The following is a 10,888-nucleotide window of genomic DNA, read 5'->3' on the forward strand; positions in this document are numbered from 1 at the left end:
CGCCCTTCGTGTTTCTGAGGAGACCTCACCCCCATGCGCAACTATGTGCAGCCCGGTGACAGCCTGGCGCTCGCCATCCCCTATGCCAGCGGCGTCACTTCGGGCGACGGCCTGCTGGTCGGTGCCCTGTTCGGCGTGGCCGCCGTCGATGGCGTGCAGAACGCCGTCATCGAATGCCAGACCAAGGGCGTCTTCGACATCACCAAGGAGCCGGCGCTGGCCATCACCGCCGGTGCGCGCCTCTTCTGGGACAACACCAACCGGCGCCTGACCACCACCGCGACCGGCAACTTCCAGGTGGGGATCGCGACGCAGGCCTCGCTCGCGGCAGACGCGACGGTGCGCGTGGTGCTGCAGCGCGTGCCGGCGAGCGGGGCCTGACCGCCGTGGACCCGAAGGTCACGCGCGGCTACCGAAACCGCAATCCGGGCAACATCGAGCACGTCCCGGCCAACAAATGGCAGGGCCTGGCCGATCCGCCCACGGACGGGCGCTTCTGCCGCTTCACCAGCCATGAGTTCGGCATCCGCGCCCTGGCGGCCCTGCTGGTCACCTACCAGGACCGGCACAAGCTGCGCACGCCGCGCGCGATCATCGAGCGCTGGGCGCCGAAGGTGGAGAACGACACCGCCGCCTATGTCGCGGTGGTGGCGCCGCGGATTGGCGTCGGGCCGGATGATGCGATCGACCTGCACCGGCACACGCACCTTCGCCCGCTGGTCGAGGCGATCATCGCCCATGAATGCGCCGGGCTGACCTATCCGGCCGCGGTGATCGGCCGGGCCCTGACCATGGCCGGGGTACCGCCGGCTGCGCCGGAGACGCTGCGGCAGGTCGCCACCACCACCGGCACCGGCCGCGGAGCGGTGGCGGTTGGTGCGGCCGGCGTGGCCACGGTCGCGGCCCAGGCCGCGCCGGCGATCCAGGCGCTGGGCGGCCTGGCGCCGATGATCGCCATCGCCGTGATCCTCGCCGCCATCCTCGGCGTCCTGCTCTGGCGCCTGCGGAGGCCGGCATGACGGCGCTGCTTGCTGCCCTGTGGTCCCGCATCGGCGGCTGGGCGGCGGCGGTCCTCGCGGGCAGCGGCGCGGTGCTCGCCCTGCTGGCCGTGGGCCGGCGGCAGGGCCGCGCGGAGATCGAACGGCAGGTGGCCCAGGACAGCCTTGAGGCCAGGGAGAGAGCCGATGCGGCATCTGCCGAGTATCGCGCTGACGGCGCTGCTGGGCGCCTGCGCTCCGGCCGGTTCTGAACCGGCCTGCTTCGCGCTGGTGCCGTATGACGGCCAGACCCAGCGACAGGCCGCTGAAGAACTGGCCGCGCTGCCGAATGGATCGGTGCTGGCGCGCATGATCGACGACTATGGCGATCTGCGCGCGCGCGTCCGCGGAGCCTGCGGGCGATGAACGCCTTCGCCGCGGCAATGGACGTGCTGGCCGCCGACCCGAACCTCGGGGCCGACGCCGTCTACCGGCAGGGCGGCACCGGCGTGCCGATCGCCCTGCGCGTGCTGCGATCGTCGCCCGACCGCGTGGCCGACGCCTTCGGCACCGAGATCCTTTCCGCCACCGACATTCTCTCCGTCGCCATCGCCGTCCTGCCCGACCTCGCCGCCGGCGACAGCTTCGTCCTCGGTCCCGACCTGCTCACCGTCACCCACGCCGAGCGCGACGCCTCCGGCACCGCCTGGCGCGTGCTCTGCCAGCGATAGGAGCTCCACCCATGCCGCAGAACGCCCTCACCCTGCTGGAGATCCTGCGCGACCTGCTGCTCGGCGCCGCGGCCGGCCTCGCCGGAGGCTTCGTGCGCTGGAACAACCCCGAGCGCCGGCGCTTCGGCTGGTGCCTCGCCTGGGAGGTGCCCTCCGCCGCGCTGGTCGGCAGCGCCGGCTACGCCCTCGGCGGCTTCCTCGAGTTCAACGAGTACGGCCGGTTCCTCTTCGCCTTCGTGTTCGGCTACCTCGGCCAGGCGGCGCTGCATGACCTCGCCGTCGCCATCATCCGCCACCGCACCGGCCTGCCGCCCGGCGGCGCGCCGTGAGGCTCGCGGCCCGCATCGTCGGCGACCTCCGCCAGGTGCTCGCGGCCGAGATCCGTGCCGGCGAGCGCGCGGCGATGACGGCGATCCGCGCTGAGACGGAGCAGGTGAAGCAGGAGCTGCGGCGGCAGGTCACCAGCAGCTTCGCCGGCAACGCGCGGGGCATCGCCAATGCCTGGCGGTCGATGATCTTCCCGCGGACTGGGCAATCACTGCGGCCGGCAGGGCTGGTGTTCAGCAAGGTGCCGAACGTGATCGACGCCTTCGAGCGCGGCGCGCTGATCCGCGCCAAGGGTGGCCGGAAGTTCCTGGCCATCCCGACCGGCTTCAACGCGGCCAGGGGGCGCCGGGGACGGGGCGAGAAGGGGCTGCGCGTCACGCCGGCGCAGATGGTCGCCTCCGGCCAGGGTTTCCTGCGACCGTTCCAATCCGGGCGGGGCTTCGTGTGGTGCCTGCCGCTCCGGCAGGGCGAGCAGACCGGCCGGCGCCGCCGCACCCGGCTGGTCGCCGGAGGGCTCGCGGAGATCGGCACCGGCAATCGCAAGGGGCGCGAGGCCTGGGCGCGCGGCATGCTCCAGCGCGGCATGGTGCCGATGTTCCTGCTGCTGCCGCAGGTGAAGCTCGCCAAGCGGCTGGACGTGAAGGGTGCCGCCGAGCGCGGCTTGCGTCGGTTGCCGGGACGTTTTGTCGCGGCCTGGGAGCGCGAGAGCGGGAGGACGGCACCGTGAGCATGCGCGAGACTGCAATCGCGGCGCTGCACAGCCGGCTCGCCTCATTCCTGGCCAGCAGGAATCCGGCGCCTCTGGTCCTGCGCGGCGAGACTGTGCCGCAGCGGCTGCCGCCGGGCGGGCTGGTGGTCATCCGCGACGGCGAGACCGTCGAGGAGACGGCGATCCTGTCGCCGCTCGCCTGGGCGATCGAGCATCGTGCCGAGGTCGAGGTCACCGCTGGTGGCGCGACGCCCGCGGCGCGCACCGCGCTGCTCGACGCGCTGCTGGTGGACATCGCCGCCGCCATCACCGCCGACCGCACCCTCGGCGGCGGCGCGGAATGGGCGCAGCCCGGTGCGCCCGACTTCGAGGATGTCGAGTTCGAGGGCGCCGCCGCGGCCCGCGCGGCCTCGGTCCCCGTCGCGCTGTTCTTCACCGTCGCCGGCTCGCCGCTGGCCTGACGCTTCTCCTCCCCGCTGATCCCGGAGACCCCCGATGCCCCGTGCCATCGGCGCCAATTGCCGTCTGCTCATGATCCCCGAGGCGACCTACGGCACCGCGCCCGCGGGCGACTGGCTGCGTATGCCCTTCCTCTCCTGCGATCTCGGCGCGGAGCAGCCGCTGCTCGATGCCGACGTCATCGGCGTCGGCAGCAGCCGCGATCCTGCCGCTCCCTTCCTCGACACCGTCACCGTGCAGGGCCAGGCGGTGGTGCCGGTCGACCTGGTCAACATCGGCCACTGGCTGCGCCTGCTGCTCGGCCCGCCGACCACGACCGGCACCAGCCCGAACTTCATCCACAGCTTCGGCTCGGGCGCGGCGGCGCTGCCCTCGAACAGCATCGAGATCGGCTATCCGGACGTACCGAACTACGATCTCTGCACCGGGGTGCGCGCCGACACGCTGGAGATCGACTTCTCGCCGACCGGCCCCGCCACCGCCACCTTCGGGCTGATGGGGCAGGGCTCGACGCGCGGCACCGCGAGTTCCGGCGGCACGTCGACCAGCGCCGCCTACACCGCCTTCAACAAGGCGCAGGGGGCAATCAGCCGGAACGGCTCTGCGCTGGCCCAGGTGACCGGGGCGCGGCTCACCTACGCCAACGGCATGGAGATGGTGCGTACCATCCGCGCCGACCGGAAGGTGGAGGGCGTCGATCCCGGCATCGCGCGCACCACCGGCCAGATCACCGCGCGCTTCGCGGACACCACGCTGCTGACCCAGGCGCAGAACAACGCGCCGGCGGAGTTCGCCTTCAGCTACACGATCGACGCCAACCGCAGCCTGACCTTCACGCTGCACGAGGTGTATCTGGCGCTCGCAAAGACCCCGGTCGAGGGGCCGGCCGGGGTGGAGGCGAGCTTCGAGTTCCGCGCGGCCTACAACGCTACGGCCACCCGCATGATGTCCGCCGTGCTGAAGAACCAGCAGGCCGCAGCCGGTTACGCGTGACGGCTATTCGGTGCGCCGGATCGTTCGCGCACCTTTCCGGGCGCGCCACGCCGCAAAGGCCTGCCGGATTGTCGCCATCAGCGCATGCGGCAGGCTGCCGTAGACGAAACCATTCTCGCCGGTCTCGGGGCGACGAAGATCCGGCCCAGGCCAGGCAAAGACGTTCGCCTCCGTCACCACCACCCAGCACGGCTCCGATTGCAAGCCAAGCCGCGCCCGGGTGGCAGCCGGGATCTCGATACCGGCTCCGTCCTCGACAGGAGCCGTCGAGGTGATGGGGAATACCACCACTTCGTCACGACCGTTCTCGCCGCGCAGCAGGGCGACCACGGCCGCTGGCCGATCCTTGCTGCCCTCTTCGCGTCCTGCCGCGTGCTCGTGGCTCCACAGATACGCGTAGCGGATCACATCGCCGATAACCGGCAGCGCCGGCTTATCGGACCTCATGATCGAACCGCTTGCTCTCCTCTGGCGGTTCGGCCTTCAGGATAGCCTCGGCCAGATCCCGCGGCATGTCCTCGCTGCGCATCACTTCGCGGTCGCGGCGCTTGAGGCGCTCATATTCCTCGATGGAGAGCAGCACGGTGCGTGGCCGCCCGTTCCGGGTGATGGCGACCGGCTGGGTGAGAGCCTTGTCCTGATAGAGGCCGAAGTTCCGCTGCGCCTCGGCCGCCGGGACCTTGAGCATGGGCTCGGTCATCGGAGAGTTCCTTGGTTTCTGCAAAATACATAACCCATGGAGGAGTAGATTTCCATGCTCACCCTCGACCTTCCGGCCGAGCCGTATTGGCTCGACCTGCCGCGCGGCGTCCGCGTCGAGATCCGGCCCGTGACGACCGCTGTTATGGCGGCGGCGCAGGCCGCCGCCGCACGCCGGCTCGCTGCGATCCGCATCGCGGATCCGGATCTCGATCCCGACATGTCGCGCGGCCTGTCCTTCGCCTTCCTGGTCAAGGCGCTCGCCCGCCACGCCGTCACGGCCTGGGAGGGCGTCGGCGACGCCGCCGGCCAGAAGCTGCCGGTCTCCCCCGAGGCGGTCGAGCGCCTGATGGACCTTGACGACATCGCCGCCGCCTTCTGGGACCGCGCCACGGCGCCGGTGGCCGCGGTGGCCGCCGAGGGAAACGGCTGAGGGCCCGCGCCGCCTGGCACTTCGGCCACGGGCCCGACTACTGCCGCGGCTGCGCCGCCCTGGAGCGCAACTGCGCCGACGCTTGCCCTTACGCCGCGCAGGCCCCCACCAGTCTCGAAGGCCACGCCTGCTGGGCCGCTGGCACGGGCTGCGCGGAGGCAACGATGGCGGGCCTGACGCTCGACACCGCCGGCGCGCTCGCCGCGGCGCGCGAGATGGGCGCGTCGGGATGGGTCGCCGCCGAACTGCTGCTCGCCATCCGCATCGGCATGGCCGAGGGCGCCACCGCCCGCCGCGAGGGGGAGACGACCTGACATGGCCGACGCCACCCGCCGCGTCTCGGTCCGCCTCTCGCTGGACGATGCCGCCCGGGTCAAGGCCGAGCTGCGCGAGGTCGGCGAGACCGGCCAGCGCTCGCTCGACCAGATCAAGGGCGGCGCCGAGCGGGCCTCGCGCTCCCTCGAAGTGCTGGACGTCGCCGTCCGCGGCATCCAACTCGCCGGCGTGGCGGTCGCGGCGCGCGCGTTGGTGCAGGCCGGCGATGCACTGACGCAGAGCCTCTCCCGCCTGCAGAACGCCACCGGCTCAGTCGAGCGGGCCGGCCAGGTCTACGAGGCGCTCTATCGCAACGCGCTCTCCACCGGCGTCGCGGTCTCCGAGAGCGTCGATGCCTTCCAGCGCTTCTCGATCGCCGCCCGCGAAATCGGCGCCACCTCCGACCAGGTGGTCCGCCTCGTCGGCGGTCTGCAGCGCGTCGCCATCGTCTCCGGCGCCTCCACCCAGGAGATCAGCAGCGCCACACTCCAGCTCGCCCAGGCGCTGGCCTCCGGCGTGCTGCAGGGCGACGAGCTGCGCTCCATCCTCGAGGCCATGCCGCTGCTCGCCGAGGGGCTGGCCAAGGAACTCGGCGTCTCGATCGGCGAGCTGCGCAAGCTCGGCTCGGAGGGCAAGCTCACCGCCGAGCGGGTCTTCCCCGCCCTGCTGCGCGCCACCGAACGCCTCGGCGTCGAACTTGACCGCGCGCCGCTCTCGCTCGGCCGTGCCTTTGGGCAGCTGACCGCGGCGACCGAGAACTTCCTCGGCCAGCTCGACCGCGCCATCGGCCTGTCGAACGCGCTCGCCCGCGCCCTCTCCGCCGCCGCACGAGCGGTGGACGGCGTCCGCCAGGGCGCCGGCCTGCTCAGCGAGGAGGAGCGCTTCGCCGGCATGCGCCGCCAGGCCGAGGCGCTGGCCGCGCAGATCGCCCGGCTGGAAAGCCAGCAGGACGGCCGCGCCAGCCTCACCGCCCCGGTCCGCCGCGGCAGCATCCGTCCTGGCCTGGTCGGCACCGCCGAGCAGCAGGCCGGGATCGATCGCGCGACCCGGCTGGAAGAGTTGCGCCAGCAATACACGGAACTCCAGGCCGAGATCACCCGCGGCGAGCAGGCCGCCGGCGAGCGCCAGCGGACGGAGCAGGAGACCGCGGCCGCCGCCGCGGCTGAGGCCCGCCGGCGCCGCGCCACGCAGGACGTGCAGGACCTCACCCGCGACCTCGACGACCGCTTCCGGATCAACCGGGAATACGAGGAGCGCGTCCGCCGGCTGCGCGAGGCCGAGGCCGCCGGTGGCGTCACGGCGGCCGAGCGCACCCGCCTCGAGACCCTGGCGCTGCAGGAGCGCGACGAGGCGCTGCGGCGGCTGGAACCCCGCGTCGCCGCGGTCCGTCGTGCCAGCACCGAGGGCGCGCGGGAGGCGCGGGAGGCGGAGCGGGAACTCAACGAGCTGCTGCGCGAGCGCGAGCGACTGATTCGGCAGAACGAGACCGCCTATGAGCGCTACCAGCGGCGCCTCGCCAATCTCTCCAGCCTGGTGGAGCGGGCGGAACGGGCTGGCCGGACGGTGCCCGACGAGACCATCCAGCGCGAGGCCGTCGCGGCGATGGAGGAGCTGGAACGTGCCGAGCGCCGTGTCGAGGAGGGAGCATCCCGCACCTCCGACACTGTCCGTGAGTTGGGCCTGACTTTCTCCAGCGCCTTCGAGGACGCCATCGTCAAGGGCGAGAAGTTCTCCTCCGTGCTGGAGGGCCTGCTGCAGGACATCACCCGCATCCTCGCCCGCAAGGTCATCACCGAGCCGCTCGGCAACGCCGTCTCGGCCGGCCTGTCCGGGATCTCCTTCGACAGCCTGTTCACGGATGTCGGCTCCTGGCTCGGTGGGCTGTTCCGTGCCGAGGGCGGGCCGGTCGCCGCCGGCCAGCCCTACATCGTCGGCGAGCGCGGGCCGGAGTGGTTCGTCCCCCGCCAGGCAGGCACGGTCCTGCCGAACGGCACTGCGCCGGGCGCGGGCGGCCCGACCATCCACACCAGCATCACGATCGACGCGCGCGGTGCCGATGCGGGCGTCGAGGCGCGGCTGCGGCTGCTGGCCGGGCAGATCGCCCGCCAGGCCTCGGCGATGACGCTGGATGCCATCCGTCGCGGCGGCGCGGCCTACGACACGGTGCGCGGGTAGCGGGGAGAGGCCGGCATGACCGAATACGCCTGGCCGGCCGCGCTGCGGCCGTCGCGGCTGAGCTTCTACCTGCAGCACAACACGCTGCGCTTCGTCTCGCCGGTCAGCCGCGCCACCCAGGTGCTGCGCCGCGACGGCGCCCGCTGGATCGCCGAGGCCAGCTTCGATCCCCTCAATCGCACCCAGGCCGGGGTGCTGGAGGGGCTGCTGGCGGCGCTCGCCGGCTCGGCCAACACGGTCCGGATCTGGGACTGGCGGCGCGAGTACCGCACCGGCGATCCGCGGAGCCAAGGGGAAGTCCCGAGTGGACCCTACTCCTTCTCGGACGCGACCATCTTCACCGATGGGACGGGGCTGGTGGTGGGCAGCGGCACGCCGTCGCTGGCGGCCGGTGCGGCGCGTGGGGCGCTGTCCCTGCAAACGCAGGGCTGGTGGCCGAACGCGGTGGCGGTCGGGGCGGGGGATCATATTGGCCTCGCCGGCCGGCTCTACATGGCCACGGAAGGTGTCGTGGCCTCCGGCACCGGCACGGCCACCATCCCGATCGCCCCGCCGCTGCGCGCCGCGGCCCCGCTCGCCGAGCCGTTGGTGCTGACGACGCCCACCGTCGCCATGCGCCTCGCCTCCGACGATGAGGGGGCCAACCCCACCCGGCCGGGGCGCTTCACCGCCATTACCATCCGCCTCGAGGAGGCACTCCCATGACGGAGGGCATCACCGCCACGCCGCGCCTGTCGCCCCAGGCTGCCGCGGCGGCGACCGCGCCGGTCGCCACCCCCGTCGTCCTGGTCGAGCTCGACTTCGCCTCCGGCCCGATCCGTGCCTGGACCGGGCTCGGGCCGCTGCACTGGGCCGGGGTGACCTATGAGGGCATGGGGACGATCGGCGCCGTCTCCGATATCGAGGAGACCGCCGAGCTGCGCGCCGTGCGCATCACCCTGACGCTGTCGCCGGTGCCGCAGGAGGTGGTCGACATTGCGCTCGCCGAGCAGTCCTTCCGGCTGCGCCCAGCCCGGCTGTGGGGCGCGCTGCTCGATGCCGAGGGCGCTTTCGTCGCCGACCCGTTCCCGCTCTGGGTCGGGCTGATGGACACCATGCAGGTGGTGGACGGCGCCGAGCCGCGCATCTCGCTCACCTGCGAGAGCCGCCTCGTCGACCTCGAGCGCGCCGAGGTGCGGCGCTACACCGATGCCGACCAGCAGGCCGAGTATCCAGGGGACCGCTTTTTCGAGTACGTCCCCGCCCTGCAGGAGGCGGAGATCCGGCTGCCGGCCAGCTGATGGCCCGGTTGCCGGATTGGCCTGCGCGGCTGGCAGCCCTGCTGGTCGCGGCGGAGACGCGTCCCTTCGACGCGCATCGCTGGAACTGCGGGCGCTTTGCCCTCGCCTCCGTAGAGGCCTGCACCGGCGCACCGGCGCGCATCCGAATGCGCCCCTCGCTCGAGGCGACGGCCGACAGCGCGGGCTTCCCGCGCGTCCCGCCGGCCTTCGCCCGCCCCGGGGACGTCGTCCTCGCCGGCGACCCGCCCCGCCTCGGCGTCGCGGTCGCTGGCGGCCGCGCCGCCTTCGTCGGTCCCCACGGCCTGGTCCGCGTCCCGCTCACCACCTGCACCACTGCCTGGCGCATCGACTGATGCCTCGGAGGACCGCGCCCGATGCCTGCCGCTGTCCCCCTCATCGCCGTCGCCGCTGCTGGCATCGCCTCGGCAGCGGTCGGCGGCGGGATCATCGGTGCCGTGGTCGGCGCCGGCGCGGCCTTCATCGTCTCCGCCATCGGCCAGTCGGTCTTTCCGCAAAAGCAGAAAAGGCAGGCCAGCCTCAGCCCGCAGGCGGCCGCGATCGCCGGCTTCGACGCCGGCCAGCCCGGCGCCGGCCGCACCCAGGCCTTCCGCCAGCCGGTCACCGAGCACCAGCTCGTCCTCGGCCGCTGCAAGGTGTCAGGCCCGATCGTCTTCCTGCACTCCGCCACCGACGATGAGGGCCGCGCGGACGGGTACTTCTATTCCGTGGTGGTGCTGGCCGCGCACCGCGTCCGCGCCATCGGCGAGGTGTTCCTCGGCGACAAGGTCGAGAGCGATCCGTCGCTCACCGGGCTGGTGCGCATCGACCGCCATCTCGGTGATCCCGACCAGGCCGCCGACGCCAACCTCATCGCCGAAACCGGCGGCCAGTGGACCGCTGAGCATCGCGGCCGCGGACGCGCCTATGTCGCGGTGCGGCTGAAACTCACTGCCGAGGCCTTCCCCGCCGGCCCGCCCAATATCGCCGCCATCGTCGAGGGCGCCGACACCATCCTCGACCCGCGCACCGGCGCGGTCGGGTGGTCCGACAACCCAGCTCTGCTGCTCGCCTGGTACCTCACCGTGCCCTTCGGCTGGCGCGCCGCCTGGGCCGACATCGATATCCCGGCGCTGATGGCCGCCGCCAACATCTGCGACGAGCTGGTCGGCACAAGGGCGGGGGTCTACGAGCGCCGCTACACCGCCAACGGCGTGCTGTCCCTCGCCGAGGGCAAGATCGCCATCACCCGCAAGCTGGCCGCCGCCATGGCCGGGGCGCTGGTGGTCTCCGGCGGACGGTTCTTCATCCATGCCGGGGCGCCGGCGCTGCCGGCCGCCACACTCACCTCGGACGATCTCCGCGGCGACGTCACCATCCAGGGCGCTCGGCCGCGGCGGGATCTCTTCAACGGGGTGCGCGCTGTCTATGTCGAGCCGGCCGCCAACTGGCAGCCGACCGACGCGCCGCCGCTGCTGGCCAGCAACTACGTCGCCCAGGATGGCGGCGAAATGATCTATCGCGACCTCGAATTCCCGCTCACCACCTCGGTCAGCACGGTCCAGCGGCTGATGAAGGTCGAGCTGGAGCGCAACCGCCGCCAGCGCACCGTGGCCTTTCCCGCCAACCTCTCCGCCCTGCGGCTGCGGCCGTGGGAGGCGGCAACGGTGGCGCTCGACCGGCTCGCGCCCTTCCCGGCGCGGGTCACCGCCTGGTCGCTCGCCGCCGAGGGGGGTGTCGACCTCACCCTGGAGGAGGAGGACGCCGCGGTGTGGGACTGGAACCCGGCGGTC

18 protein-coding genes are annotated in these 10,888 nt (G+C 72.7%); 16 read left to right on the top strand and 2 right to left on the bottom strand.

Annotated features, from left to right (window positions below):
* Positions 1 to 33: 33 nt before the first annotated feature.
* Genes KPL78_RS21255 through KPL78_RS21290 form a run of 9 tightly spaced genes read left to right on the top strand, consistent with a single transcriptional unit; the run spans position 34 to position 4,196 of the window.
* Positions 34 to 381, top strand: a complete 348-nt coding sequence (locus KPL78_RS21255) for a DUF2190 family protein (RefSeq protein ID WP_219764955.1) — start codon at positions 34 to 36, stop codon at positions 379 to 381.
* A gap of 5 nt (positions 382 to 386) precedes the next feature.
* On the top strand, positions 387 to 1,019 hold the full coding sequence (locus KPL78_RS21260) for a structural protein (RefSeq protein ID WP_219764956.1): 633 nt from the start codon (positions 387 to 389) through the stop codon (positions 1,017 to 1,019).
* Positions 1,016 to 1,249 (top strand): hypothetical protein, encoded by a 234-nt coding sequence (locus KPL78_RS21265; RefSeq protein ID WP_219765002.1) that lies wholly within the window; start codon positions 1,016 to 1,018, stop codon positions 1,247 to 1,249. Before KPL78_RS21260 ends, KPL78_RS21265 begins: the two co-directional genes overlap by 4 nt.
* Positions 1,250 to 1,268: 19 nt before the next feature.
* Entirely contained in the window at positions 1,269 to 1,403 is a 135-nt protein-coding gene (locus KPL78_RS30380; protein WP_255569303.1) for a hypothetical protein, read from the top strand.
* Positions 1,400 to 1,708 carry a head-tail joining protein gene (locus tag KPL78_RS21270; RefSeq protein ID WP_219764957.1) on the top strand — a complete coding sequence of 103 codons (309 nt, stop codon included), beginning with the start codon at positions 1,400 to 1,402 and terminating at the stop codon, positions 1,706 to 1,708. Before KPL78_RS30380 ends, KPL78_RS21270 begins: the two co-directional genes overlap by 4 nt.
* Positions 1,709 to 1,719: 11 nt before the next feature.
* On the top strand, positions 1,720 to 2,037 hold the full coding sequence (locus tag KPL78_RS21275; RefSeq protein ID WP_219764958.1) for a phage holin family protein: 318 nt from the start codon (positions 1,720 to 1,722) through the stop codon (positions 2,035 to 2,037).
* Complete coding sequence (locus KPL78_RS21280) at positions 2,034 to 2,762, top strand: DUF6441 family protein (protein ID WP_219764959.1); 729 nt, start codon at positions 2,034 to 2,036, stop codon at positions 2,760 to 2,762. Before KPL78_RS21275 ends, KPL78_RS21280 begins: the two co-directional genes overlap by 4 nt.
* Positions 2,763 to 2,764: 2 nt before the next feature.
* On the top strand, positions 2,765 to 3,205 hold the full coding sequence (locus tag KPL78_RS21285; protein ID WP_255569263.1) for a hypothetical protein: 441 nt from the start codon (positions 2,765 to 2,767) through the stop codon (positions 3,203 to 3,205).
* Positions 3,206 to 3,239: 34 nt separating this feature from the next.
* Positions 3,240 to 4,196: a phage tail tube protein gene (locus KPL78_RS21290; RefSeq protein ID WP_219764961.1), complete on the top strand. Its 957-nt coding sequence runs from the start codon at positions 3,240 to 3,242 to the stop codon at positions 4,194 to 4,196.
* 3 nt (positions 4,197 to 4,199) lie between these two features.
* Here KPL78_RS21290 and KPL78_RS21295 read toward each other — a convergent pair whose 3' ends face one another.
* Positions 4,200 to 4,643 (bottom strand): hypothetical protein, encoded by a 444-nt coding sequence (locus KPL78_RS21295; protein ID WP_219764962.1) that lies wholly within the window; start codon positions 4,641 to 4,643, stop codon positions 4,200 to 4,202.
* Positions 4,630 to 4,896, bottom strand: a complete 267-nt coding sequence (locus KPL78_RS21300) for a type II toxin-antitoxin system Phd/YefM family antitoxin (RefSeq protein WP_219764963.1) — start codon at positions 4,894 to 4,896, stop codon at positions 4,630 to 4,632. The genes KPL78_RS21295 and KPL78_RS21300 overlap by 14 nt, the downstream gene beginning before the upstream one ends.
* A 54-nt stretch (positions 4,897 to 4,950) precedes the next feature.
* Between KPL78_RS21300 and KPL78_RS21305 the strand changes: the two genes are divergently transcribed.
* From KPL78_RS21305 to KPL78_RS21335, 7 genes are all read left to right on the top strand, one after another.
* Positions 4,951 to 5,328: a phage-derived protein YdaY family protein gene (locus KPL78_RS21305; RefSeq protein ID WP_219764964.1), complete on the top strand. Its 378-nt coding sequence runs from the start codon at positions 4,951 to 4,953 to the stop codon at positions 5,326 to 5,328.
* A 164-nt stretch (positions 5,329 to 5,492) separates the two neighbouring features.
* Positions 5,493 to 5,642, top strand: coding sequence for a hypothetical protein (locus KPL78_RS21310; RefSeq protein ID WP_219764965.1), 150 nt, complete (start codon positions 5,493 to 5,495; stop codon positions 5,640 to 5,642).
* A gap of 1 nt (position 5,643) precedes the next feature.
* Positions 5,644 to 7,818: a tape measure protein gene (locus tag KPL78_RS21315; RefSeq protein ID WP_219764966.1), complete on the top strand. Its 2,175-nt coding sequence runs from the start codon at positions 5,644 to 5,646 to the stop codon at positions 7,816 to 7,818.
* 15 nt (positions 7,819 to 7,833) lie between these two features.
* Positions 7,834 to 8,523 (top strand): hypothetical protein, encoded by a 690-nt coding sequence (locus tag KPL78_RS21320; protein WP_219764967.1) that lies wholly within the window; start codon positions 7,834 to 7,836, stop codon positions 8,521 to 8,523.
* Positions 8,520 to 9,098, top strand: a complete 579-nt coding sequence (locus tag KPL78_RS21325; protein WP_219764968.1) for a hypothetical protein — start codon at positions 8,520 to 8,522, stop codon at positions 9,096 to 9,098. Before KPL78_RS21320 ends, KPL78_RS21325 begins: the two co-directional genes overlap by 4 nt.
* Positions 9,098 to 9,451, top strand: coding sequence for a DUF6950 family protein (locus KPL78_RS21330; RefSeq protein ID WP_219764969.1), 354 nt, complete (start codon positions 9,098 to 9,100; stop codon positions 9,449 to 9,451). The genes KPL78_RS21325 and KPL78_RS21330 overlap by 1 nt, the downstream gene beginning before the upstream one ends.
* A gap of 21 nt (positions 9,452 to 9,472) precedes the next feature.
* Positions 9,473 to 10,888: phage tail protein (locus KPL78_RS21335; protein WP_219764970.1), on the top strand; the 1,416-nt coding region annotated here is incomplete at its 3' end.

This window comes from Roseomonas alba, assembly GCF_019430885.1.
Taxonomy (GTDB): Bacteria; Pseudomonadota; Alphaproteobacteria; order Acetobacterales; family Acetobacteraceae; genus Neoroseomonas; species Neoroseomonas alba.